The organism is Pantoea rwandensis (genome assembly GCF_002095475.1).
Taxonomy (GTDB): domain Bacteria; phylum Pseudomonadota; class Gammaproteobacteria; order Enterobacterales; family Enterobacteriaceae; genus Pantoea; species Pantoea rwandensis.
Map to the genome: position 1 here is coordinate 60822 of NZ_MLFR01000027.1, position 24625 is coordinate 85446.

Sequence of the window (24625 nt, forward strand, 5' to 3'; positions counted from 1 at the left end):
GACGAAAACCGCACCGAACATTGTAGGGGCGTCATTCATGGCGCCCTCCGACCTTAACCGCCGCGCGCACCCACTACGTTTAAATGTGGCTGTGGATGTTCTGGTTTCAGGTCGTACATGCCGCCATAGAACGGATCAACCAGTAACCAGCCGGGGAAGCCCAGCACTGGGATGTTGCCCAGCAGATACCACAGATTGGCATTCGCCTCGATCGGCAGCGTCACCGGCACATAGCCCGGACTCTCCAGCATCACCTGATAGTGCTTCTTACCAAAGTAATTGCCGGTGGATTTCGCCAGCTCAACGGTTTGTGGCGTATAGCCCTGCGCCACCGCGCGGCCAGTCTCATCCTGCACGGTGAAACGCGCGCCTTGCGGCACAGAGTCGATTTTAACGGGTTGCGTTTCAGTGCCCACAATGGTGGCACAGCCGCTGAGCAAAAGCGCAGTGGCTGGAAGTAGATGTCGCAGGTTCATAGCAGGTCCGCTTCGGAATCAGAGAGGACAGTCTAAACTGCCCTCCTCTGCTTTTCACTCGCCTCAATCGCGCTATCAGTGGTGTTTTTCTGCGCTTTATTGCGGTTGACAACAGGCAGCAATCGCCGCGATATCCTGTGGCGTGGTACGGCAGCAGCCGCCAATCAGCTTTGCACCTGACTGCTGCCATTCAGGGAATTTATCGTGCAGCGTGCAGCCAGAAGGTGCCGAGTGCCAGGTTTTGCTGGTGGCATCGTACTGCTCGCCAGAGTTGGGATAGACCAGCAACGGTTTGGCACACAGTGCTTGCAAGGTTTGCAGTGCAGGCGTCACGCTCTCCAGTGCCACACAGTTGATGCCGATCGCCACCACTTGCGGTGCTGCATTCACTAACGCTGCCACCTTGCTCAGTGGCGTGCCGTCACTGATATGGTGCGCATCACGCAGCGTAAACGAGAACCAGGCACTGCTTTCAGGGTACTCCGCCAGCAAACTCACCAACGCCTGCGCTTCCGCAAACGATGGCAGCGTTTCACACGCCAACAGATCGACACCCGCGTCCAGCAACGCTTCCACGCGTGGGCGATGGAAATCTTTCATCTCGGCTTCTGGTAAAGCGTAATCACCACGATACTCGGCACCATTGGCAAGATAGGCGCCATAAGGCCCAACCGAACCGGCCACTAACAACGGCGCTTCACTGCCTGATGCAGCACGATAATCGTCACGTGCGCGCTTTGCCAGATTAACGCTCTCGGCGATCAGCGTCAGCGCCTGGGCTTCATCCAAGCCGCGCGCAGCAAATCCCTGCGGCGTGGCCTGATAGCTGGCGGTGATCGCTACGTTGGCACCCGCCGCGAAATAGTCGTAATGCACCTGATAAATCAGCTCAGGATTTTCCATCAGCACTTTGGCAGACCAGAGCGCATCGGCCAGATTGCAGCCGCGTGCTTCAAGCTCGGTGGCCAGCGCGCCATCCAGAATCAGTGTGTCATGTTGAGTTAACGCTTCTGCGACAGGATTACGCGACATCATTGGCCTCCCCGGCCTTCAGGTTACGTCGATGCGTGACATGGTATGCGGCATAGCAGAACAGTACAAATGGAATGCCACACCACAACGCAATCCGCTGTGAAGGGTCGAAGGCCAGGCCGACGCACGCCAGCAGGCACAGCAGGAAACCGAGAATCGGCGTTAGCGGATAGAGTGGTGCGCGGTATGCCAGTTGCTGCAAGGTGCCGCCCGCCTGTAAGTGACGGCGGCGGAATACATAGTGCGATGCACAGATGCTGAGCCACACAGCAACCACGGCAAAGCCCGAGATGGCAGAGAGCGCAACAAACACCGTATCCGGCGCAATCACGCTGGAGAACAGCGCAAGCAAGCCGCCCAGCATACTGATGGTGAGCGCCAATACCGGGACACCACGATGATTCACCCGCGCGAAGCAGCGCGGCAACGTGTTCTCATTCGCCAGCGACCACAGCATCCGCCCTGACGCATACAAGCCCGAGTTGGCGGCAGAGAGGATCGCCGTCAGGATCACGAAATTGAAGATATCGGCCGCATACGGAATGCCGATCTTTTCGAACACCAGCACAAACGGGCTTTTGACGATGCCCGCTTGATCCATCGGGATCAGCGCCGCCAACACAAATACCGTACCAATGAAGAAGATGATCAATCGTGCCACGGTGGTGCGGATCGCCAGCGGCAGGGCTTTTTGCGGTTGTTCCGTTTCACCCGCGGCGATACCAATCAGCTCAGTGCCGGAGAAGGCGAAGTTGACGGCTACCATGGTCATCAGAATTGGCAAGGTGCCGTGCGGCAGCCAACCTGAAGCGGTTAGGTTACTCAGGCCCGGAGCGGCACTACCATCTTTCATCGGGATAAAGCCAAACATCGCGCCCGCGCCAAGAATGATGAAGGCAATGATGGTGACCACTTTGATGATGGAGAACCAGAACTCCCCTTCCGCGAAGAAACGCGTGGAGACGATATTAAGCAGATAGATGGCGATGCAGAACACCAAACACCACAGCCATACGGGCGTGGTGGGGAACCAATACTGCATACAGAATCCGGCGGCGGTCAGGCTGGAACCGAGCGCGACGGTCCACGTTAGCCAATAGAGCCACGCCACCGTGTAACCGGTCGCTGGGCTAAGATAGCGAGCGGCATAAACGTGGAAGGCCCCGGTTTCCGGCATCGCTACGGCTAACTCGCCGAGGCAAACCATCACCAGCCACACCACCAGCGCGCCAATCAGGTAAGCCAACAGTGTGCCTGCTGCACCGGTGGTTGAGATGATATAGCCGGTATTGAAAAACAGCCCGGTACCAATTACACCACCTAGCGACAGCATCACCAGATGCCGCACTTTCATGGTGCGCTTAAAATTATCCTGCGAAGGTGTTTCCTGCGTTTGCATGGTTTTTATCCGTATGGACGTCTGAACATCTATATGGACACAGGGTTATACGCGCCAGCGTGCCAATTTGCAACGTGGCAAAAGATAAGGTTTTGATACCAAGAGTGTGCGGCCCCGTGACACCGGGGCGCAACATCAGGCGCCGAACACGCCTTGAAGGTAGCGCTCCAGCGCAATTCGCGAGCTAAAACCGTGTGGGATACCGTAGTGCTCTTGGGACTCACCCATCAGATAAAGTGGAAACTGCGTGTAATGATCGCAAGTTTTCATTTCTGAAGCGGGCTCCGCAAAGTGCTGACTTTTCTCTTTTAGCGTGGGGTGAATGATCAATGCGGTGCGGCCCATGCGCGCTTCGCGATTGACGTAGACATAGCTTTCACCACGACGATAACCGTAGATTTTCGGCGTCAGGGTGTCCATTTCAAACCCTGCTTTTTCCAGTACGCGCGCTACCTCATCCGGACGTAAATACATGCTTGCTCCTCTCTTCTCACAGCCCCGCAACCTTACAACAGCCCGACATACAGGACATTCGGAATTTCCCTAAAGCCTGGCATACGCCTGCGTTTAGTCACGTTTCGTCTACACTAAGTATTACTTGTTAAATCAAAGGGAGCGAAAAAATGTTCAATCGCGTAAGCAAAAACGATGACATTGATATTAATCAGGATGTGAATGAGCTGGCAGATTCGCTCGAAGCATTACTTAAATCTTACGGCAGCGAAGCCAAAGATGAAGTGGATAGCGCACGCAGTAAAGCACAGTCGCTGCTGAAGCAAACCCGCGCAAAACTGAATAACGGTAACAGCCGTGTTTCTCAGGCAGCGCGTGACGCCAGTTATCAGGTCGATGCCTATGTGCATGATAAACCTTGGCATGGTGTGGGCGTGGGTGCGGCAGTGGGCCTGGTGTTAGGTGCGCTGCTGATGTCACGTCGTTAACAGTCATTTGCGTTAAAGAGAGCCTCGCGATTGCGGGGCTTTTTTGTACCTGCCGAAAATAAAAGCGCACAGAATTTGACCTAAATTTTACTCCCCTCGCCTTTACAAAAAATTTTTCGGGCCTGGAAGGCGCATGATTTCTGGTGTTAGCGATTATCCGAAGATCAAAATAACAAAACCCTATATCTGGTGGGCTTGACCGCCACGAACACTACATCTAGTATTCAACCCATCAACTCACTACCAGATGTCGTCAAGGACGAAGTTCGCTGCAAACAGGATTTTGCTTCGTATCTCGCATCCAGAACGCAATCAAAGGGAAATACGAATCATGCGCATTATTATTTACACTAAAAACAACTGTGTCCAGTGCAACGCGACAAAAAATGCCATGGACCGTAAAGGTATCGACTATCAACTGATCAATCTTGATACCCAACCAGAAGCTATCGATAACCTCAAATCCCTCGGCTATCGTCAGGTGCCCGTTGTCATGACGCATGATGACCACTGGAGCGGCTTCCGCCCAGACAAAATTGCTAGCCTGCGCCAGCTCGCTGCTGTCGGGGGATAAGCCGATGTTCCCACTGGTCTACTTCTCTAGCCAGTCGGAAAACACGCACCGATTTATCACTCGTCTGGGCCTGCCTGCTTGCCGCATTCCGATAGATGGCAAGCAGCGCCTCAATATCGACCAGCCCTTTATTCTTGTGGTGCCAAGCTACGGCGGCGGCAGCGCGCGAGGGGCAGTCCCCAGACAAGTGATTCAATTCCTTAATGATGATGCCAACCGACGCGGTATCCGCGGGGTGATCGCTGCCGGTAACCGCAACTTCGGTGAAGGCTATTGCCTGGCGGGCGACATCATTGCGCAGAAATGTCAGGTTCCTTATCTCTACCGCTTTGAGCTGATGGGAACCCCCGACGATATCGCTAATGTAAAAGCGGGAGTAACCCAATTTTGGCAACGACAGACACCCTGAACAGCACGCAGTTGGACTTCCACGCGCTCAACGCGATGCTGAACCTGTATGACGCCGATGGCCGCATTCAGTTTGAGAAAGATCATGAAGCTACGCGCCAATTCTTCCTGCAGCACGTACAGCCCAACACCGTACAGTTCGCATCCGCAGGCGAGCGCCTGCGCTATCTGGTAGCTGAAGGCTACTATGAAGCCACGGTGCTGAATCAGTACGACTTCAATTTCCTGTGCCAGTTGCACAATGAAGCCGATGCATGGGGTTTTCAGTTCCGTACTTTCCTCGGCGCATGGAAGTTTTACACCAGCTACACGCTGAAAACCTTCGACGGTAAACGCTATCTCGAAACGTTCGAGCAGCGCGCCTGTATGGTGGCGCTGACGCTGGCACGCGGCAATGAATCGCTGTCACGCGAACTACTGGCAGAAATGCTGAGCGGCCGCTTCCAACCAGCCACGCCAACTTTCCTCAACTGCGGTAAACAGCAACGTGGTGAATTGGTATCGTGCTTCCTGCTGCGCATCGAAGACAATATGGAGTCGATTGGCCGTGCGGTGAACTCGGCGCTGCAGCTGTCCAAACGTGGCGGCGGCGTGGCGTTCCTGCTCTCTAACCTGCGTGAATCCGGTGCGCCAATAAAGCGTATCGAAAACCAGTCGTCTGGCGTGATTCCGGTGATGAAGATGCTGGAAGATGCGTTCTCGTATGCTAACCAGTTGGGTGCCCGTCAGGGTGCAGGCGCGGTGTGGCTGAACGCGCACCATCCTGATATTTTCCGCTTCCTCGATACTAAACGCGAAAACGCTGACGAGAAGATCCGTATCAAAACGCTGTCGCTGGGTGTGGTGATCCCGGATATCACCTTCCAGCTCGCCAAAGACAATCGCGATATGGCGCTGTTCTCACCGTATGACGTTGAACGCATTTACGGTAAAGCCTTTGGCGACATCAGCATCAGCGAGTTGTACGAGGAAATGCTGGCGGACGATCGTATTCGCAAGACCTACATTAAACCGCGTGATTTCTTCCAGACGCTGGCCGAAATTCAGTTTGAGTCTGGCTATCCGTACATCATGTATGAAGACAGCGTGAACCGTCATAACCCGATTGCGGGTCGCATCAATATGAGCAACCTGTGCTCAGAGATTTTGCAGGTTAACAGCGCCAGCGAATTCCATGACGATCTCAACTATCGTCGTGTGGGTAAAGATATCTCCTGTAACCTCGGCTCGCTGAACATCGCGCATGCCATGGACTCCCGCAATCTGGCGCAAACCGTGGAAACGGCAGTACGCGCCTTAACAGCGGTTTCAGAGATGAGTGAAATCAACTCGGTGCCGTCGGTGGCGGAAGGCAATCGCCGCTCGCACGCGATCGGCTTGGGCCAGATGAACCTGCACGGCTATCTGGCGCGAGAAGGTATGGCTTACGGTTCTGAAGAAGCGCTGGATTTCACTAACATCTATTTCTATTGCGTGACTTATCACGCAGTGCGCACTTCAAATCTGCTGGCACGAGATCGCAAACAAAGCTTTGACGGCTTTGCCCAATCGCAATACGCCAACGGCCATTACTTTGATAAGTATGTGGATCGCGCCTGGCTGCCGCGCACCGCGCGCGTGGCGCAGCTCTTTGCCGATGCAGGCATTGCGCTGCCGACGCAGGCAGACTGGCAGGCATTGCGCGAATCGGTGATGCAACATGGCTTGTTCAACCAGAACTTACAGGCGGTGCCGCCAACCGGTTCGATCTCGTACATCAATCACGCCACATCGAGTATTCATCCAATTGTGTCGCGTATTGAGATCCGTAAAGAAGGTAAAACCGGCCGCGTTTACTATCCGGCGCCGTTTATGACCAACGAGAATCTGGATCTCTATCAGGATGCGTACCAAATTGGTCCGGAAGCGATTATTGATACCTACGCCGAAGCCACGCAGCACGTTGATCAGGGCCTGTCTCTGACGCTGTTCTTCCGCGATGACGTCACCACGCGTGACATCAACAAAGCGCAAATTTATGCGTGGAAGAAAGGCATTAAAACGCTCTATTACATCCGCCTGCGCCAGATGGCGCTGCAAGGCACCGAAGTCCAGGGCTGCGTCTCCTGCTCATTGTGATGAAAACTATGCAACTTAAACAAATTCAAGCGATTAACTGGAACCGTATCCAGGACGAAAAAGATCTCGAAGTGTGGAACCGTCTGACCAGCAACTTCTGGCTGCCGGAAAAAGTGCCGTTGTCTAACGACCTGCCTGCGTGGCAGTCACTGGACCACCAGCAACAGCAGCTGACCATCCGCGTGTTTACCGGTTTGACGCTGCTCGACACCATCCAAAATGTGATCGGCGCGCCGGGCCTGATGGAAGATGCCATTACGCCGCATGAAGAAGCGGTGCTGTCGAATATCAGCTTTATGGAAGCGGTGCATGCACGTTCCTACAGTTCGATTTTCTCCACGCTGTGTAACACCGCAGATGTCGATGCGGCGTACCGCTGGAGTGAAGAAAACGAAGCATTACAGAACAAGGCGAAGATTGTGCTGGAGCACTATCGCGCAGAAGATCCGCTGAAGAAAAAAATCGCCAGCGTATTCCTCGAATCGTTCCTGTTTTACTCGGGCTTCTGGCTGCCAATGTATTGGTCAAGCCGTGGCAAATTAACCAATACCGCCGATTTGATTCGTTTGATTATTCGCGATGAAGCGGTGCACGGTTACTACATTGGCTACAAGTATCAGAAAGCGCTGGAAAACGTCGATGATGCGCGCCGCGAAGAGCTGCAGCAATTTGCCATCGATTTACTGCTGGCGCTGTATGAAAATGAAGTGGTGTACACCAAAGACTTGTATGCCGACGTGGGTTGGACAGAAGAAGTGAAAACCTTCCTGCACTACAACGCTAACAAGGCGTTGATGAATCTGGGCTATGAAGCGCTGTTCCCATCAGAACTCACCACGGTGAATCCGGCGATTCTTTCTGCTTTGTCACCGAATGCCGATGAAAACCACGATTTCTTCTCCGGCTCTGGCTCATCCTATGTGATGGGGAAAGCGGTGGAAACCGAAGATGAAGACTGGAATTTCTAACCAATAAATCACGGCGGCAGCGCGTCCAGGCTCGCTCTCGCCACTCACTAATATTCCCCCTCGCCACTGCTCAATATTTCCCGATCATTTCACTTTTTTGACTTCATTATTTTGTCATTTTAGCGTCATCTATTTGTCCAATATATCGCCCACTTAAACGCAATTTATTCCCGTTTCATCGATCATTTACTGTGAAACCGGGTTAATTTCACAAAAAATTCAGAAAAAATTGATTCAGCCTCATCCCTTGTGAGCACTGGAATTATCGCCGATCTGAGCTATGCCATTCTCGCCAATATTCCCATTTAGGGTTGTCAGATATTCTCACTATGCTAGGTTATAGAGCGCTTAAATTTAATCGAGACCACAACAAGAAATAGCTAAACATTTAACCGGGAAATTAATTACTGCATGGCAATTAAACTTGAAGTAAAGAATTTATATAAGGTATTTGGGGATCACCCAGAAAAGGCCTTTAAGCTGATTGAAAAAGGGGAAAGCAAGGAGAGTATTCTTGCCAAAACCGGTCTTTCAGTCGGTGTTAAAGATGCCAGTCTGGCCATTGAAGAAGGCGAGATCTTCGTCATCATGGGGCTGTCCGGTTCAGGCAAGTCCACCATGGTTCGCCTTCTCAATCGTCTGATAGAGCCCACTCGCGGCCAGGTGATCATTGACGGTGTCGATATTGCTAAAATATCGGATGCTGAACTGCGTCAGGTGCGCAGAAATAAGATCAGCATGGTATTCCAATCTTTCGCCTTAATGCCGCATATGACGGTGCTGAATAATGCCGCCTTTGGCATGGAATTAGCCGGCGTCGATGTGCAAGAACGTCAGGAAAAAGCGCTGGAAGCATTACGTCAGGTAGGGCTGGAGAATTATGCCCACTCCTACCCTGATGAACTTTCTGGCGGTATGCGTCAACGCGTCGGATTAGCCCGCGCATTGGCGATTAATCCTGATATTTTATTGATGGATGAAGCCTTCTCTGCACTCGATCCCCTGATTCGTACCGAAATGCAGGATGAATTAGTCAAACTGCAGGCGAAACATCAACGTACCATCGTATTTATTTCCCACGATCTCGACGAAGCGATGCGAATTGGCGACCGTATTGCCATTATGCAGGGCGGTGAAGTGGTACAGGTCGGTACGCCGGATGAAATTCTCAATAATCCCGCCAATGATTATGTGCGCACCTTCTTCCGTGGTGTCGATATTAGCCATGTGTTCAGCGCCAAAGATATTGCTCGTCGTAGCGCTGGCGCACTGATTCGCAAAGCGCCCGGTTTTGGCCCACGTTCCGCCATCAAGCTGCTGCAGGATGAGGATCGCGAATTTGGTTATGTGCTGGAAAAACAGAAATTTGTCGGCGTGGTTTCCACCGATTCGCTCAAAGCCGCACTGGCTGCGGGTGAAGGTCTGGATAACGCTCTGCTTGAGACGCCGTTAGCGGTTCCTGCGGATACCTCACTGAATGATTTGCTCTCCCACGTTGCACAAGCACCCTGCGCGGTGCCAGTGGTCGGCGAAGACAATCAATACGTCGGTATCATTTCCAAAAGCATGCTATTGCGCGCTTTAGATCGTGAAGGAGCCCAGCCATGAGTGAACAAACCAGCAATCCGTGGGATAGCGCCAGCCAGACCACCCAACAGTCAGCAGCAACAGATTCGAACTCGGCGGCTGGCAGTGGCGATCCTTGGGGCGGCAGCGCCGCACCCGCAGACAACAGTGCCAGTTCAGGCTCCACTGATGCCTGGGGTAATGCCTCCAGCACCGGTTCAGATGCCGCTTCCAGCGCAGGCCATGATGCAGCCTCCTCGGCGGCCAGTAACAGCGACTGGCTAAGCAGCGCGCCCGCGCCTAAACCTGAACATTTCAATATTATGGACCCGTTCCACAACACCATGATCCCCCTGGACCGTTGGGTGACGGAAGGCATCGATTGGGTGGTGAACCATTTCCGCCCGGTGTTCCAGGGCATTCGCGTGCCGGTGGATTATATCCTCAGCGCTTTCCAGAATCTGTTGATGGGCCTGCCCGCGCCGGTGGCGATCGCGCTCTTCGCGCTGATTGCCTGGCAGATCGCCACACCGGCAATGGGCATTGCAACACTGATCTCATTGGTGCTGATCGGCATGATTGGTGCCTGGTCTCAGGCGATGGTGACGCTGGCGCTGGTACTGACTGCCCTACTTTTCTGTATTGTTCTCGGTCTGCCTTTAGGGATTTGGCTGGCGCGCAGTGAACGCGCGGCTCGCATTATTCGACCGCTGTTGGATGCCATGCAGACCACGCCAGCCTTTGTGTATCTGGTGCCGATCGTAATGCTGTTCGGTATCGGCAACGTGCCGGGTGTGGTGGTGACCATTATCTTTGCACTGCCGCCGATTGTGCGACTGACCATTCTTGGTATTAAGCAGGTACCTGCCGATCTGATTGAGGCCAGCGAATCCTTTGGTGCCAGCCCGCGTCAGATGCTGTTCAAAGTGCAATTACCGCTCGCGATGCCGACCATCATGGCCGGTGTGAACCAGACGCTGATGCTGGCGCTGTCGATGGTAGTGATTGCATCGATGATCGCTGTCGGCGGTCTCGGCCAGATGGTACTGCGCGGTATTGGCCGTCTGGATATGGGCCTCGCTAGCGTTGGTGGTATGGGCATCGTTATCCTCGCCATCATTCTGGATCGCCTGACGCAATCTGTCGGCCGTGACAGCCGCAGCCGCGGTAGCCGCCACTGGTACAACACCGGGCCGATTGGTCTGCTGCTACGCCCCTTCAGTAAAAAAGCCTGATTTCTATGGACGGCCCGCCGTGGCCGTCTGTCTCCGACGCAACACGTAAAATAAGGAATGACTATGCGCAAGACAGCTCTATTCGCCGCCGTCCTGACGACGTTCGCCGCGACGCACGTGTCCGCCGCCGACCTGCCCGGTAAAGGCATTACGGTTAAACCCGCTCAGAGCAACATTTCAGAAGAGACTTTCCAGACGCTGCTAGTCAGCCGTGCACTGGAAAAACTCGGCTACACCGTCGATAAACCAAGTGAAATTGATTACAACGTGGCCTACACCACTATCGCAGCCGGTGATGCCACCTTTATCGCCACCAACTGGAAGCCGCTACATGATGATATGTATGCCGCTGCAGGTGGCGACCAGAAATTCTACCGTGAGGGCACTTACGTGACCGGCGCGGCACAAGGCTACTTGATTGATAAGAAAACCGCTGATCAGTACCACATCACTAATATTGAACAGCTGAAAGATCCGAAGATCGCCAAGCTATTTGATACTAACGGGGATGGCAAAGCCGACCTCACAGGCTGTACGCCAGGCTGGGGCTGTGAAGCGGTGATTAATCATCAGATTGACGCCTACAAGCTGAGTAATACCGTTGAGCATAATCAGGGGAACTACTCTGCGATGATCGCCGACACCATTACCCGCTTTAAGCAGGGAAAACCTATCCTCTATTATACTTGGACACCATATTGGGTAAGCGACGTGCTTAAGCCGGGTAAAGATGTGGTCTGGCTGCAGGTGCCGTTCTCATCCATGCCGGGCGCGCAGAGCAAAGTGGATACCAAACTGCCTAACGGCATGAACTATGGCTTCCCGGTAAACACCATGCATATCGTGGCTAACAAAGCTTGGGCTGAGAAAAACCCGGCGGCGGCAAAACTGTTTGCTGAGATGAAACTGCCACTGGCTGATATCAACGCGGAAAACGCAGCGATGCACGCAGGCCATGCCTCCGATGCCGACATTAACAGCCACGTTGATGGCTGGATCAAAGGCCATCAGGCTGAGTTCGATAAATGGATTTCCGACGCACAGGCAGCGGCGAAGTAATCTGAAAAAGGGGTCGGGGCGTAATGAATTGCGCTCCGGCCCTTTACGTTTTCATCTGAGTGTGCGTTATAGCGCACTGGTACGTCCTGTTAATTAACACATCAATGAAATAATTTTTTGGGTTACTATTACCCACATATGATTATTTACGCTTATCTTCCGCAATGAATGCTGTCAGTCAGGGACGCAACCTGATCCCGGTTGTGCGCATGTCCGTCGCGGCAAACGTCCCAGCCGACCGCTATCACACTGTTCAGCGGCCAATGGCGACCCTTGTTTCTCAGCGGCATGTCTTCCTTCATCTCCATACCCGTTATTCAACACACTGTTTTGCTGACCGCACGCCAGGCTTACTGTCCTCGGCGAATGCAATTCATCATTTTAACTGGTACAGGTTATTGGCATCGTTCAAGGCAGCAACATTATTTAACAGATTGATTTACTGGATTAATCTGTCACTTAAAAGTGTTTAGAAAGCGTAAAGACGGTTCCAAAACAGTGAGCGAGACTGTTCATTGATGATTGAGTTTGTTATGGTTAGCAGCACAGTTATTCACCACAGTTATTTTTTCTCGCGAAATTATTTATCAGTAAAAAAGTTTCGCAAGGCGAATTGATGACAATGTGACCATCCAGAGTGGCGAGTTGTCAGGGCTATGCGCCCAAGGTTACGGAACAACCTGTAACGCCAGATGTTGACAATGTGATCGTGCGAACAATCACTGGCGGAAAATATGACTACGCTTAATCTGTCACCATCTTTACTATACCAGTTGCAACTAAGAGGTTTTTTTTAAAATGGAAAGTTCGTTTACTCCCATTGAACAGATGCTAAACATCCGTGCTAACCGCCATAAAGATTTTCCGTTGCAGGAAATCATCCTGACTCGCCTTTGCATGCATATGCAGGGTAAACTGCTGGATAACCGCAACAAGATGTTGAAGGCGCAGGGAATTAACGAGACCTTATTCATGGCGCTGATCACCTTGGATGCGCAGGAAAACCAGAGTATTCAGCCATCGGAATTGAGTTCTGCACTGGGCTCTTCACGTACCAACGCCACTCGCATTGCCGATGAGTTGGAAAAACGCGGTTGGATCGAACGTCGTGAAAGTGAAAACGATCGTCGCTGCCTGCACCTTCATCTGACTGAAAAAGGTAATGATTTCTTACGTCAGTTGTTACCGCCACAGCATCAAAGCTTGCAGTATCTCTGGTCATCGCTGTCAACATCCGAGCAGGACCAGCTGGAATCGATTACGCGCAAATTGCTCAACCGTCTTGATAAAATGGATGAAGATCAGGTTATCGCGTCCCTGTCGCGCTAATAGCAAGAAGTGCGACACAATCACCTTCCGAAATCGCTATTTTAATCCCCTTTTATCCGGCCAGCGTCTAAAACGCTGGCTTTTTCGACTCGGGCATCCGTGACGATGGACCGACACATCCCGACCAAATGGAAAACGTGGAGAACAACATGAGTGCGACCGCGGAGGCTCAAAGCCCGCAACAGCCAGCAAATAAAAAGAAGAAGCGCAAAGGTGTGCTGATCCTGCTGGCGATCGTGTTTGTATTGATAGGTGTGGCGTATCTGGCCTACTGGTATTTGGTGCTGCGTCACTTCCAGGAAACCGATGATGCGTACGTGGCCGGTAACCAGGTGCAGGTGATGGCACAGGTTTCTGGTAGCGTAAATAAAGTCTGGTTTGATAATACCGACTTGGTGAAGAAAGGGGATGTCCTGGTTTCGCTGGATAAAACCGATGCGGAGCAGGCGTTTGAAAAAGCGCAGACTGCGTTGGCCACCAGCGTGCGTCAGACGCATCAGCTGATGATTAACGGCAAACAGTATCAAGCCACCATTAAGCTGCAACAGACAGCGTTGGATCAGGCTGAAGCCGATTTAAAACGTCGTGAGCCACTGGGTGCTTCAAACCTGATTGGCCGTGAAGAGCTGCAGCACTCGCGTGATGCCGTTGCCACTGCCAAAGCGCAACTGGATGTCGCAGAACAACAGTACAACGCTAACCAAGCGATGATTCTGAATACCAATCTGGAACAGCAACCGGCCGTTAAACAAAGCGCTGCCGAACTGCGTGATGCCTGGCTGGCATTGCAGCGTACTGAAATTCGTAGCCCGATTGATGGCTATATTTCACGTCGCAGTGTACAGGTCGGTTCGCAGATCTCCACCAGCACCCCACTGCTGGCGGTCGTACCTGCAACTAACTTGTGGATTGATGCCAACTTTAAAGAGACGCAGCTCTCTGGTGTGCGTATTGGTCAGTCAGCCACGGTGATCAGTGACATCTACGGTGATGACGTGGAATATCACGGTAAGGTCGTGGGCCTGGATATGGGTACTGGTAGTGCCTTCTCACTGCTGCCAGCACAGAATGCCACCGGCAACTGGATCAAAGTGGTTCAGCGTTTACCGGTACGTATTGAACTGGATCCGAAACAAGTGGCCGATCATCCGCTGCGTATTGGCCTCTCTACCTTGGTGAAAGTCGATACCCAAAACAAAGACGGTGCCACTCTGGCAAGCAGCGTACGTGCACAAGCCGCTTATGAAAGTAATGCGTTGGCAATCGACCTCGCGCCGGTTAACAAGCTGATTACTGACATCGTTCGTGCCAACGCTGACTAACTTCGCGGGAGGCTGTCATGGCACAAAAACCGCTTGAGGGTGCGCCGTTAGTCCTGATGACCATCGCCTTATCATTGGCGACGTTTATGCAGGTACTCGACTCGACCATCGCTAACGTGGCGATCCCGACCATCGCCGGAAACCTCGGTGCCTCTAACTCGCAAGGCACTTGGGTGATTACCTCATTCGGGGTGGCAAACGCCATCTCGATACCGATTACCGGTTGGTTAGCCAAACGCATCGGTGAAGTAAAACTGTTTACCTGGTCGACCATTTTGTTTGTGCTCGCGTCATGGGCGTGTGGCATGTCAAACAGCCTTGAGATGCTGATCTTTTTCCGCGTTATTCAAGGTGTGGTGGCCGGTCCGTTAATTCCGCTTTCACAGAGTTTGCTGCTGAACAACTATCCCCCGGCGAAGCGCAGCGTGGCGCTCTCGCTATGGGCAATGACGGTGATCGTGGCCCCAATCTGCGGCCCGATTTTAGGTGGCTGGATCAGTGATAACTATCACTGGGGTTGGATCTTCTTTATCAACGTGCCGATTGGTGCGGTGGTGGTGGCGCTGACTCTGCAAACCCTGCGAGGACGCGAAACCAAAACCGAAATCCGCCCCATCGATATGGTCGGCCTGGTGTTGTTGGTGGTGGGGATTGGCTCGCTGCAAGTGATGCTAGACCGCGGTAAAGAGCTGGATTGGTTTAGCTCGACTGAAATCATTGTTCTGGCGGTACTCGCCGTCGTAGCCTTGGTGGTGCTACTGGTGTGGGAGCTCACCGACGACCATCCGATTGTCGATTTGTCGCTATTTAAAAAGCGCAACTTCACCATCGGCTGTTTGTCGATCAGTCTGGCTTACATGCTTTACTTCGGTTCGATCGTGTTGCTGCCGCAGTTGCTGCAGGAGGTATACGGCTACACGGCCACCTGGGCAGGTTTGGCGTCGGCACCGGTAGGGATTATTCCGGTGATCCTGTCGCCGATTATCGGCCGCTTTGCGCATGAGTTGGATATGCGCAAGTTGGTAACGTTCAGCTTCATTATGTATGCAATCTGCTTCTATTGGCGCGCGTATACGTTTGAGCCGGGGATGGATTTCGGTGCGTCGGCATGGCCGCAGTTTATTCAGGGCTTTGCGGTGGCCTGCTTCTTTATGCCACTTACCACCATTACGCTGTCAGGGTTGCCGCCAGAACGTATGGCAGCAGCATCGAGCCTGTCGAACTTTGTGCGTACGCTGGCCGGTTCAATCGGTACGTCGATCACGACCACCATGTGGACGGACCGCGAATCGATGCACCACAGTTATCTGTCTGAATCGGTGAATCCATTCAACCCGAATTCGCAGCAGATGTATGACCAACTGCAAAGCATGGGCATGACGCAGCAGCAAGCTTCAGCCTACATTGCACAGCAAATTACTAATCAGGGCCTGATCATCTCAGCAAATGAGATCTTCTGGGCATCGGCGGGGGTATTTTTGATCTTGCTGGTTCTGGTGTGGTTTGCACGCCCGCCATTTGGCGCGGGCGGCGGTGGCGGTGGTGCGCACTAAGTAGAAACAAAAACGGGCCTTTCGGCCCGTTTTCATTTTATGCGTTCTGACGCCACCATTCGGCGAGCAGGATACCGGTCGCAACCGATACGTTGAGGCTTTCAACGTTGCCGGTTCCGCCAATCGACAGGCTGATATCACCCTGCTGGAAGGCGCTATCGGATAGACCTTCACGCTCCTGGCCCAATACCAAGACCATTTTGGCTGGCAGCTCGGCTTTCGCCAGCGGCGTACCTTCATGGCTTGAAGTGGTGACGATGGTGTAACCCGCTTTGCGGAAGGCTTCGAGGCCGCTGGCAAAACTTTCACCACTGATCGCCTGCACGTGCTCTGCACCACCTTCTGCGGTACGCACTGCAGCGCCCGACTCCAGCAGTGAAGCATCATTCACCAGCAAGCCTTTGACACCGAAGTGAGCGCAGCTACGCATAATGCCGCCGAGGTTGTGCGGGTTGCTCACATCTTCCAGCGCCAGCACGCAATCTTTGGTGTCGGCCTTTTTCAGCCACTCAGAGACTTCCATGCCCATACGCTTCTTGATGATGAAGCACACGCCGCCGTGGTGTTCAGTGCCTGATGCCTTAGTCAGCTCGGCATCATCCACCACGTGATAGGCTTTACGGTTGGCCGCTAACCAGCGCAGCGTTTCGCGGAAGCGCGGAGTGACGCTCTGGATAAACCAGGCACGCACAATGCTTTCTGGGCGGCTGGCAAAAAGCGCCTGGCAGGCGTTTTCACCGTAAACGCGTGTCTCTTCCTGACGCTGACGGCGAATCTGCTCTGGATCAATGACCGGCTTGTTACTGCCTGCCTCATCAATCTGGCTATCGTCCGCCACCGGTGGGCGTGAAACGGTGCGCCACGGTGAATCACCGAAGCTGCGGTTATCATCACTACGATTGTCTCGACCACCAAAGCTGCGACCTCGGTCAGCATTGCGTGCATCACGTGCAGGGGTACCACGACCCGCCGCATCGCCACGCGCGCCACCACTCCGGCCACCCTCTTCATTATTACGTGCAGTACGAGGACCAGAACGACGATTATCTTCCTGGCGCGCAGCAGGACGGCCGCCTTTGCCGGTACGGGGATTTGGCTTTTGGCCTGCATCCTCATCACGTACATACATCACTTTTACCTTGCCGCTTTTGCCTTTAAATTCGTCGTTCATTTGTTCCTCCTGCATTGAGAGCGCGAAGATTACCTGATGTGCTGGAGCTTAGCTATCAACTATTGAACCTATTGGGCAATCCAGATTGAGCATAGCACTCAACCTTTTCATAATGTTCGGCAATGATAACATTTACAGGTCCGGTTTGAGGTGACGATGAATACTGTATGTGCCTCCTGTCAGGCAACTAACCGCGTTCCAGAGGAACGTATTGCCGATGGCGCCAAGTGTGGTCGCTGTGGCGACGAGCTTTTCAACGGTGAAGTCGTGAATGCCACCACGGCCACACTGGATAAATATTTGCAGGACGACCTGCCCGTAGTGATCGACTTCTGGGCGCCTTGGTGCGGCCCGTGCGTGAACTTCGCGCCTGTTTTTAAGGACGTCGCTGACGAACGCCGCGGTAAAGTGCGCTTTGTGAAAGTGAACACGGAAGCCGAACCGGCACTCAGCTCACGCTTCCGTATTCGCAGTATCCCGACCATTATGGTGTTCAAAAAGGGTGAGATGGTCGACATGTTAAACGGTGCAATGCCCAAAGCGCCGTTTAATGAGTGGCTCGACGAATCACTTTAAGCATTACAGGCCAGCCCCTGTGCTGGCCTTGCCGTTAGCCTTCTATTAAACTGATGTTTTTTCCTGCCTACGATTCTATGTCTGAAAATGCCGTTCTGCGCTTACGTGCGCAACGCTTAGCACGCGCTACGCGCCCGTTTCTTGCCCGTGGCAATCGCGTGTTGCGCTGCCAGCGTTGTCTGCTGCCGCAAAAAAATTGCCTGTGTGCCACCCTGCAACCGCAGCAAGCGCGGAGCCGTTTTTGTCTGGTGATGTTTGATACCGAGCCGATGAAACCGAGCAATACCGGACGCCTGATTGCCGATATCCTGCCTGATACGCTGGCGTTTGGCTGGTCGCGTACCGAACCTGATGACGCGATGATCGCAGCGGTGCAAACCGCAGATTATCAGCCAATGGTGGTGTTCCCCGCCTCATACGCTGACGCAGGCCGTGAAGTGCTGACGGCCCCTCCCATCACCGGCAAACCACCGCTATTTATTATGCTGGATGGCACCTGGACCGAAGCGCGCAAGATGTTCCGCAAAAGCCCTTGGCTGGATGCTTTTCCGGTGATGTCGCTCAACGTTTCTACCCCTTCGCGCTACACGTTGCGGGAAGCCCACGGCGAGGGGCAACACTGCACCGCCGAAGTGGCTGCCGCTTTGCTCGAACAGGCTGGCGATGTTGAGGCAGCCAGTGCGCTGCAGCAGCATTTTGAGCATTTCCGTCATGCCTATCTGGCAGGGAAACCGCATCATCCTGTGCATTACCGCGAAGCCATAACAGATAGCGAAATCTAAACGCTGCGATCGACGAATCGGCAAGCAGAGTAAAAAGCGTTTACAATCATGCCAATCTTGATGTCGGGAGTGGATGATGAGCCAACGCGGACTGGAAGCACTGTTACGACCTAAATCAATTGCGGTGATTGGCGCGTCCGTTACACCAGGGCGCGCCGGCTACTTTATGATGCGTAATTTGCTGGCAGGCGGGTTTAACGGTCCCGTGCTGCCGGTGACGCCAAAGTATAAAGCCGTGAGCGGTGTACTCGCATGGCCAGATATTGCCAGCCTGCCCTTCGCGCCCGATCTCGCCATTATTTGTACTCACGCCAAACGAAATCTGGATCTACTGCAACAACTGGGTGAAAAAGGCTGCAAAGCCTGCATCATTCTTTCTGCGCCGGCCAGTCAGCTCGAAGAGTTGAAGGCCTGTGCCAGCCAGTGGCAAATTCGCCTGCTCGGCCCGAACAGTCTGGGATTGCTGGCACCCTGGCAAGGATTGAACGCCAGTTTCTCGCCGGTACCCATCGCTAAAGGGCGCATTGCCTTTATTTCCCAGTCGGCGGCCGTATCCAACACCATTCTCGATTGGGCACAACAGCGCAATCTCGGCTTCTCGTGGTTTATCGCATTAGGTGACAGCCTGGATATTGATGTTGATGACCTGCTGGATTTCCTGGCGCGTGACGGCAAAACCAGCGCCATCCTGCTCTACCTCGAACATCTCAGCGATGCACGCCGCTTTGTTTCGGCCTCACGTAGCGCCTCACGCAATAAACCCATTCTGGTCATCAAAAGCGGTCGTAGCCATCAGGCACAAGCAATGATTGGCACACTCAGCGGGCTGGATGCGGCATGGGATGCAGCGATCCAACGCGCGGGTTTGCTGCGCGTACAGGATACGCATGAACTGTTCTCGGCAGTGGAATCGCTTAGCCATATGCGTCCATTGCGAGGTGATAGATTGATGATCATCAGCAACGGCGCAGCCCCCGCAGCCTTAGCACTGGATGAGCTGTATGCGCGTAATGGCAAACTGGCCACGCTGAGTGATGAGACCTTAAAAGCCTTGGCCGCGTTGTTGCCGGAAGGCGTTGGGCGCGGTAATCCGCTGGATCTCAAGGACGATGCCACACCAGCGCGCTATGTTGCCTGCATAGAACAACTGCTGGATAGCCATGAACTCGATGCATTAATGATTATCCATGCCCCCAGCGCCGTGTCTCCCGCCAGTGAAACGGCCGAACAAATTATCGCTGCCGTGGCTAAACACCCGCGCGGCAAACAGGTGACACTGCTGACTAACTGGTGCGGCGAATACTCTTCACAAGCCGCTCGTCGTGCTTTCACACAGGCCGGTATTCCAACCTGGCGCACGCCCGAAGGCACTGTCACCGCATTTATGCATCAGGTTGAGTATCGCCGTAGCCAAAAACAGCTGCGTGAAACACCCGCCTTGCCGATCGGCCTGACGCAAAACAGCGCGCAGGCACACCAACTGATCCAACAAGCACTGGATCAGGGGATTAACACCCTGGATACCCATGAAGTACAGCCTGTACTGCAAGCGTATGGATTAGCCACGCTGCCGACCTGGATTGCAGGCGACAGTCGCGAAGCGGCCAGCATCGCCGACCAGATTGGTTATCCCGTGGCGCTCAAGCTGCGTTCACCTGATATCCCACACAAGTCCGAAGTCCAGGGGGTAATGCTTTATCTGCGTAGCGCTGCGGAAGTTGAACAGGCCGCTGAGGCGATTTTTGATCGTGTGCGCAATACACATCCACAAGCACGTATTGATGGCTTACTGGTGCAAAGCATGGCAAACCGTGCCGGTGCACAGGAATTACGCGTGGTGGTGGAACAAGATCCGTTGTTTGGTCCCATTATCATGCTGGGTGAAGGTGGAGTGGAGTGGCAGCCGGATAAGCAGGCTGCGGTGGCATTACCGCCGTTGAATATGACGCTGGCGCGTTACCTGGTGATTCAGGCGATGAAGAGCGGCAAAGTGCGCAGCCGAAGTGCCCTGCGTCCGCTGGATATTGCCGGACTAAGCCAGCTTCTGGTTCAGGTTTCCAACCTGATAGTGGATTGCCCAGAAATCCAGCGGTTGGACATCCACCCGCTACTGGCCTCTGCTAATGAATTCACGTTGCTGGATGTCACCTTACAACTGGCGGCTTTTGAAGGTGATAATGAAACAAGGTTGGCGATTCGTCCTTATCCCCACCATCTCGAAGAGCGGGTAGAGTTGAAAGATGGACAGTACTGCCTGTTCCGTCCGATCCTGCCCGAAGATGAACCGCAGCTGCGGGCGTTTATCGCTCAGGTGACTAAAGAAGATCTCTATTATCGTTATTTCAGTGAGATCAATGAGTTCACACATGAGGATCTCGCTAACATGACGCAAATCGACTATGACCGAGAGATGGCCATTGTTGCAGTACGGCAGCACAACGGGAATGATGAAATTATTGGTGTCACGCGTGCCATCTCGGACGCCGACAACATTGATGCCGAGTTCTCTGTTCTAGTACGTTCCGATCTAAAAGGTCTGGGTATGGGCAGACGATTGCTGGAAAAGATGATCCGTTACACGCGCGATCATGGCCTGCAACAATTGAACGGTATCACCATGCCTCATAATACCGGCATGATTACACTGGCGCGAAAACTCAATTTTCGTGTGAATATTCAACTGGATGATGGCATTGTCAGTTTGAATTTACCCCTTGGTCAGGTTCACGATTAACCTGTACAGAAAGGTAAAAATCCTCCTCATCACGTCGGTTGATGTTATTATTTACAGTTAGGATCATGATTTGATGGCAAAAGGCCATGCAATGAACAGAGAAGAAGTGCACTGTGATGTTGTCTAAATTTAAACGTAATAAACACCAACAACACCTCGCACAGCTGCCTAAACTGTCACAATCCGTGTCGGATGTGACCACGCTTTACTCGCCTGCCGAGTTCCGCGAGACCCTGCTGACGAAAATCGCTGCGGCTGAAAAACGCATTTGCATACCCGCGCTCTATCTTGAAAACGATGACGGCGGGCGGGGCATTATGCAGGCCCTTTATGCAGCGCGTCAGGTGCGACCTGAGCTGGATGTCAGTATTCTGGTGGATTGGCATCGTGCCCAGCGTGGCAGAATTGGTGCTGCGCGTGGCTTGACCAATGCCGATTGGTATTGCGAAATGGCAGCACAGCATCCCGATATCGCTATTCCAGTGTATGGCATTCCCGTCAACACACGTGAAGCACTCGGTGTGCTACATCTGAAGGGCTTCATCATCGATAATACGCTGCTGTATAGCGGCGCCAGTCTCAACGATGTTTATTTGCATCAACATGATAGATACCGCTATGACCGCTATCAGCTAATCCGCAATCCGCATTTAGCCGATACCATGTATGCGTGGATATGCGAGAACCTTAAACAGTCCGATGCGGTCAATCGTCTTGACCAGACTGAGCGTCCTTCAAGCCCCGAGATCAAGAACGAAACCCGCCAGTTCCGCCAGGATTTGCGCAGTTTCAATTATCAGTTCGCGGGTAATACCGATAATGAGTCACTGGCTGTCACGCCATTGGTTGGCCTTGGCAAGCGCAGTCTGCTTAATAAAACCATCTTCCATTTAATGCCGTGCGCCGAGCGTAAACTGACGCTGTGTACGCCCTACTTTAACCTGCCGGCGATCTTGGTGCGCAACCTGATCCATTTACTGCGTCAGGGTAAAGAAGTCGAGATCATTGTGGGAGATAAAACGGCTAATGACTTTTATATCCCGCCTGAGCAGCCGTTTAAGATCATCGGTGCCCTGCCCTATTTGTATGAGATTAATCTGCGACGTTTTCTAAGCCGTTTGCAGTATTACGTCAATAATGGCCAGTTGACGGTGCGTTTGTGGAAAGACGGCGAAAACAGTTATCACCTGAAAGGTATTTGGGTCGATGACGAGTGGATGATGATTACCGGTAATAATCTTAATCCTCGCGCATGGCGGCTGGATTTGGAAAATGCGGTATTGATTCACGACCCTAAGAATGAGCTGGCAGAGCAGCGCGAGAAAGAGCTGGCGCTGATTCGTGAACATACTACGACAGTTCAGCACTTCCGCGAATTAGAAAGTATTTCTGATTACCCTGCGAAAGTACGCAAGCTGATTCGCCGCCTGCGTCGTATCCGTATAGATCGTTTGATCAGCCGTTTACTGTAGCCAATGCGCGCGCTCATCCTCTGCATGACTTTAATTTGTAGTGGATGTGCGCATGTGGCCCAGGACAGCTGGACGGGTAAAGACAAAGCCGAACACTTCTTCTCTTCTGCCGTGCTGGCCGCTGCCGGCAGTGAAATCTCCCAACATCAACATCAAAGCCGTGGGCAAAACTTACGTTTTGGCTTTTTGTTCTCGCTCAGTTTTGGCGTAGGAAAAGAGTTCTATGACAGCCGCTCCTCAGGGAGCGGCTGGAGTTGGAAAGATCTCAGTTATGATGTGGCGGGAGCGGCCACTGGCGTTGCATTGTGGAATTTAAGCCAATAATTACAGTGTAATGCCCTTCCCTTTGCGATGGAGCATAAGAGAAATCAGGAAGGCTAAAGCCCCCATCACCGATACATACCAGAAGAAACTGGTTTCAATTCCCTCTTTCTTGAGCAGTAACGCGACATACTCTGCCGAGCCACCGAAAATCGCATTAGCCACCGCATAAGATAAGCCAACTCCCAGCGCGCGCACTTCCGGAGGGAACATTTCCGCCTTCAAAATACCGCTGATGGCGGTATAGAAGCTGGTGATAATCAGCGCCAGCATAATTAGCGCAAATGCAGCCCAACTGCTCTGCACATTTTGCAGCATCATCAAGACCGGTACGGTACAGATCGCTGCTCCCGCCCCGAAGATCATCATCGAAGATCGACGACCGATCTTGTCTGAAAGCGCCCCGACGATCGGCTGAATCAGCATGAAGACGAATAATGCAGCTGTCATCAATCCGCTGGCGCTGCGTGCATCCATCCCCGCCGTGTTGACCAGGTACTTTTGCATATAGGTAGTGAAGGTGTAAAAACTCAGTGAACCACCGGCAGTAAATCCCAATACCATCAGGAATGCGCGTGAGTGATTACGCAGTAAACCCATAACGCTGCCCGCATCTTTATGTTCCCGGTTCTTTTTCTCGGAGGTTTCGTTCAGTGAGCGACGCAGCCACAGTGCGACGACGGCCAGCACGGCACCAATAAAGAAGGGGATGCGCCAGCCCCAGCTGCGCAACTCTTCGTCGCTGAGGATCTGTTGCAGCACCACGACGGTGAGTACGGCTAATAGTTGGCCGCCAATCAGTGTTACATACTGGAATGAAGCATAAAAACCTTTACGGCCTTCTAAAGCAACTTCACTCATGTAAGTGGCGCTGGTGCCGTACTCTCCACCCACTGACAGCCCCTGAAACATTCGTGCCAGAAGCAGGATCACCGGTGCCGCCACACCAATTTCACCGTACCCCGGCAGGCAGGCGATCACTAACGATCCTAAACACATCATGCATACAGAAATTAGCATGGAGTTTTTACGTCCATGGCGATCGGCGATATAGCCAAACAGCCATCCACCAATAGGACGCATCAAAAATCCAGCGGCGAATACGCCTGCGGTCTGCAGTAACTGCGTGGTGGTATCGCCGGCTGGGAAGAATACATGCGCGAAATAGAGTGAGAAAAAGGAGTAAACGTAAAAATCGAACCATTCGACCAGGTTGCCGGATGATGCGCCAACAATCGCCCAGATGCGTTGTTTGCTGTTTATCGTTGATTCAGATGGTGCCACTTTTTGTTGTAGTGAGTCGGTCATGCCTTACCTCATTTCCTTGCGATAAATTAATGCCAAAGGATTGAGTAAAGCATGTGTTGGTCTGTTTCGTGAATTGAATCAGGTCTGAGGTTGGAAAATGTGATTAAAAAGCGATTTTAGAGTGAAATTACTGCTGGTTTTATCAGTATTGGCTGAGGTTTAGAGGTGAACCTGTAGCCAAAATCGCGCTGTGGCGGCATGGTGTCAGAGGAGAAGTGGCTGATTTACTGGACGAATACGTCATTGCCCTGGTCAGCGATGAGAAATTAACGATCGGCCGT

22 protein-coding genes are annotated in these 24625 nt (G+C 52.8%); 16 read left to right on the forward strand and 6 right to left on the reverse strand.

Annotated features, from left to right (window positions below; genetic code table 11):
• Positions 1-53: 53 nt before the first annotated feature.
• The 4 genes from HA51_RS20945 to HA51_RS20960 form a co-directional block, all read right to left on the reverse strand.
• Positions 54-476: a hypothetical protein gene (locus HA51_RS20945; RefSeq protein ID WP_084936494.1), complete on the reverse strand. Its 423-nt coding sequence runs from the start codon at positions 474-476 to the stop codon at positions 54-56.
• A 96-nt stretch (positions 477-572) separates the two neighbouring features.
• On the reverse strand, positions 573-1508 hold the full coding sequence (mmuM, locus tag HA51_RS20950) for a homocysteine S-methyltransferase (RefSeq protein ID WP_084936495.1): 936 nt from the start codon (positions 1506-1508) through the stop codon (positions 573-575).
• Positions 1498-2907, reverse strand: coding sequence for an S-methylmethionine permease (gene mmuP, locus HA51_RS20955; RefSeq protein ID WP_084936496.1), 1410 nt, complete (start codon positions 2905-2907; stop codon positions 1498-1500). Before mmuP ends, mmuM begins: the two co-directional genes overlap by 11 nt.
• 135 nt (positions 2908-3042) lie before the next feature.
• Positions 3043-3381 carry a DUF2002 family protein gene (locus HA51_RS20960; RefSeq protein WP_084936497.1) on the reverse strand — a complete coding sequence of 113 codons (339 nt, stop codon included), beginning with the start codon at positions 3379-3381 and terminating at the stop codon, positions 3043-3045.
• A gap of 149 nt (positions 3382-3530) precedes the next feature.
• On the opposite strand from HA51_RS20960, the gene HA51_RS20965 reads away from it, so the two are divergent.
• The 11 genes from HA51_RS20965 to emrB all read left to right on the forward strand — a co-directional run bounded on the left by HA51_RS20965 (position 3531) and on the right by emrB (position 15980).
• The gene (locus HA51_RS20965) at positions 3531-3848 is read left to right on the forward strand and encodes a DUF883 family protein (protein ID WP_034825483.1); all 318 of its coding nucleotides are present in this window, start codon (positions 3531-3533) and stop codon (positions 3846-3848) included.
• Between the two features lie 331 nt (positions 3849-4179).
• The gene (locus HA51_RS20970; RefSeq protein WP_038645282.1) at positions 4180-4422 is read left to right on the forward strand and encodes a redoxin NrdH; all 243 of its coding nucleotides are present in this window, start codon (positions 4180-4182) and stop codon (positions 4420-4422) included.
• 4 nt (positions 4423-4426) lie between these two features.
• Entirely contained in the window at positions 4427-4831 is a 405-nt protein-coding gene (nrdI, locus tag HA51_RS20975) for a class Ib ribonucleoside-diphosphate reductase assembly flavoprotein NrdI (protein WP_084936498.1), read from the forward strand.
• On the forward strand, positions 4810-6948 hold the full coding sequence (gene nrdE / locus HA51_RS20980) for a class 1b ribonucleoside-diphosphate reductase subunit alpha (RefSeq protein WP_084936499.1): 2139 nt from the start codon (positions 4810-4812) through the stop codon (positions 6946-6948). Before nrdI ends, nrdE begins: the two co-directional genes overlap by 22 nt.
• 8 nt (positions 6949-6956) lie before the next feature.
• Positions 6957-7916 (forward strand): class 1b ribonucleoside-diphosphate reductase subunit beta, encoded by a 960-nt coding sequence (gene nrdF / locus HA51_RS20985; RefSeq protein ID WP_084936514.1) that lies wholly within the window; start codon positions 6957-6959, stop codon positions 7914-7916.
• Positions 7917-8327: 411 nt separating this feature from the next.
• Complete coding sequence (proV, locus tag HA51_RS20990; protein WP_084936500.1) at positions 8328-9524, forward strand: glycine betaine/L-proline ABC transporter ATP-binding protein ProV; 1197 nt, start codon at positions 8328-8330, stop codon at positions 9522-9524.
• Positions 9521-10717, forward strand: coding sequence for a glycine betaine/L-proline ABC transporter permease ProW (gene proW / locus HA51_RS20995; RefSeq protein WP_084936501.1), 1197 nt, complete (start codon positions 9521-9523; stop codon positions 10715-10717). The genes proV and proW overlap by 4 nt, the downstream gene beginning before the upstream one ends.
• Before the next feature lie 63 nt (positions 10718-10780).
• The gene (gene proX, locus HA51_RS21000) at positions 10781-11776 is read left to right on the forward strand and encodes a glycine betaine/L-proline ABC transporter substrate-binding protein ProX (RefSeq protein ID WP_084936502.1); all 996 of its coding nucleotides are present in this window, start codon (positions 10781-10783) and stop codon (positions 11774-11776) included.
• Positions 11777-12574: 798 nt separating this feature from the next.
• Positions 12575-13105, forward strand: a complete 531-nt coding sequence (gene mprA / locus HA51_RS21005) for a transcriptional repressor MprA (RefSeq protein ID WP_084936503.1) — start codon at positions 12575-12577, stop codon at positions 13103-13105.
• Positions 13106-13254: 149 nt separating this feature from the next.
• A complete protein-coding gene (emrA, locus tag HA51_RS21010; protein ID WP_084936504.1) occupies positions 13255-14427 on the forward strand; it encodes a multidrug efflux MFS transporter periplasmic adaptor subunit EmrA in 1173 nt (390 codons plus the stop codon).
• 17 nt (positions 14428-14444) lie between these two features.
• A complete protein-coding gene (gene emrB, locus HA51_RS21015) occupies positions 14445-15980 on the forward strand; it encodes a multidrug efflux MFS transporter permease subunit EmrB (protein ID WP_084936505.1) in 1536 nt (511 codons plus the stop codon).
• 37 nt (positions 15981-16017) lie between these two features.
• On the opposite strand, the gene HA51_RS21020 is transcribed toward emrB, so the two are convergent.
• Positions 16018-17151: a tRNA/rRNA methyltransferase gene (locus HA51_RS21020; protein ID WP_084936506.1), complete on the reverse strand. Its 1134-nt coding sequence runs from the start codon at positions 17149-17151 to the stop codon at positions 16018-16020.
• 156 nt (positions 17152-17307) lie between these two features.
• On the opposite strand from HA51_RS21020, the gene trxC reads away from it, so the two are divergent.
• The 5 genes from trxC (at position 17308) to HA51_RS21045 (ending at position 23039) form a co-directional block, all read left to right on the forward strand.
• The gene (trxC, locus tag HA51_RS21025) at positions 17308-17727 is read left to right on the forward strand and encodes a thioredoxin TrxC (protein WP_084936507.1); all 420 of its coding nucleotides are present in this window, start codon (positions 17308-17310) and stop codon (positions 17725-17727) included.
• 77 nt (positions 17728-17804) lie between these two features.
• A complete protein-coding gene (locus HA51_RS21030) occupies positions 17805-18509 on the forward strand; it encodes a tRNA-uridine aminocarboxypropyltransferase (protein WP_084936515.1) in 705 nt (234 codons plus the stop codon).
• 76 nt (positions 18510-18585) lie between these two features.
• On the forward strand, positions 18586-21243 hold the full coding sequence (locus HA51_RS21035; protein WP_084936508.1) for a bifunctional acetate--CoA ligase family protein/GNAT family N-acetyltransferase: 2658 nt from the start codon (positions 18586-18588) through the stop codon (positions 21241-21243).
• A 116-nt stretch (positions 21244-21359) separates the two neighbouring features.
• On the forward strand, positions 21360-22715 hold the full coding sequence (gene pssA, locus HA51_RS21040; RefSeq protein WP_084936509.1) for a CDP-diacylglycerol--serine O-phosphatidyltransferase: 1356 nt from the start codon (positions 21360-21362) through the stop codon (positions 22713-22715).
• Positions 22716-22718: 3 nt separating this feature from the next.
• Positions 22719-23039 (forward strand): YfiM family lipoprotein, encoded by a 321-nt coding sequence (locus HA51_RS21045; protein WP_084936510.1) that lies wholly within the window; start codon positions 22719-22721, stop codon positions 23037-23039.
• On the opposite strand, the gene HA51_RS21050 is transcribed toward HA51_RS21045, so the two are convergent.
• Positions 23040-24344 (reverse strand): MFS family transporter, encoded by a 1305-nt coding sequence (locus HA51_RS21050; RefSeq protein ID WP_084936511.1) that lies wholly within the window; start codon positions 24342-24344, stop codon positions 23040-23042.
• Between the last annotated feature and the right edge of the window lie 281 nt (positions 24345-24625).

Excerpts from the sequence above, each read along its gene's own strand:
- nrdI (WP_084936498.1), top strand. The coding sequence starts at position 4,427 with ATGTTCCCACTGGTCTACTTCTCTAGCCAGTCGGAAAACACGCACCGA.
- HA51_RS20965 (WP_034825483.1), top strand. The coding sequence starts at position 3,531 with ATGTTCAATCGCGTAAGCAAAAACGATGACATTGATATTAATCAGGAT.
- HA51_RS21045 (WP_084936510.1), top strand. The coding sequence starts at position 22,719 with ATGCGCGCGCTCATCCTCTGCATGACTTTAATTTGTAGTGGATGTGCG.
- pssA (WP_084936509.1), top strand. The coding sequence starts at position 21,360 with ATGTTGTCTAAATTTAAACGTAATAAACACCAACAACACCTCGCACAG.
- HA51_RS21035 (WP_084936508.1), top strand. The coding sequence starts at position 18,586 with ATGAGCCAACGCGGACTGGAAGCACTGTTACGACCTAAATCAATTGCG.
- mprA (WP_084936503.1), top strand. The coding sequence starts at position 12,575 with ATGGAAAGTTCGTTTACTCCCATTGAACAGATGCTAAACATCCGTGCT.
- emrA (WP_084936504.1), top strand. The coding sequence starts at position 13,255 with ATGAGTGCGACCGCGGAGGCTCAAAGCCCGCAACAGCCAGCAAATAAA.
- HA51_RS20970 (WP_038645282.1), top strand. The coding sequence starts at position 4,180 with ATGCGCATTATTATTTACACTAAAAACAACTGTGTCCAGTGCAACGCG.
- mmuM (WP_084936495.1), bottom strand. The coding sequence starts at position 1,508 with ATGTCGCGTAATCCTGTCGCAGAAGCGTTAACTCAACATGACACACTG.
- nrdF (WP_084936514.1), top strand. The coding sequence starts at position 6,957 with ATGCAACTTAAACAAATTCAAGCGATTAACTGGAACCGTATCCAGGAC.
- mmuP (WP_084936496.1), bottom strand. The coding sequence starts at position 2,907 with ATGCAAACGCAGGAAACACCTTCGCAGGATAATTTTAAGCGCACCATG.
- proX (WP_084936502.1), top strand. The coding sequence starts at position 10,781 with ATGCGCAAGACAGCTCTATTCGCCGCCGTCCTGACGACGTTCGCCGCG.
- HA51_RS20960 (WP_084936497.1), bottom strand. The coding sequence starts at position 3,381 with ATGTATTTACGTCCGGATGAGGTAGCGCGCGTACTGGAAAAAGCAGGG.
- emrB (WP_084936505.1), top strand. The coding sequence starts at position 14,445 with ATGGCACAAAAACCGCTTGAGGGTGCGCCGTTAGTCCTGATGACCATC.
- HA51_RS21020 (WP_084936506.1), bottom strand. The coding sequence starts at position 17,151 with ATGAACGACGAATTTAAAGGCAAAAGCGGCAAGGTAAAAGTGATGTAT.
- proW (WP_084936501.1), top strand. The coding sequence starts at position 9,521 with ATGAGTGAACAAACCAGCAATCCGTGGGATAGCGCCAGCCAGACCACC.
- HA51_RS20945 (WP_084936494.1), bottom strand. The coding sequence starts at position 476 with ATGAACCTGCGACATCTACTTCCAGCCACTGCGCTTTTGCTCAGCGGC.
- proV (WP_084936500.1), top strand. The coding sequence starts at position 8,328 with ATGGCAATTAAACTTGAAGTAAAGAATTTATATAAGGTATTTGGGGAT.
- HA51_RS21030 (WP_084936515.1), top strand. The coding sequence starts at position 17,805 with ATGTCTGAAAATGCCGTTCTGCGCTTACGTGCGCAACGCTTAGCACGC.
- trxC (WP_084936507.1), top strand. The coding sequence starts at position 17,308 with ATGAATACTGTATGTGCCTCCTGTCAGGCAACTAACCGCGTTCCAGAG.
- HA51_RS21050 (WP_084936511.1), bottom strand. The coding sequence starts at position 24,344 with ATGACCGACTCACTACAACAAAAAGTGGCACCATCTGAATCAACGATA.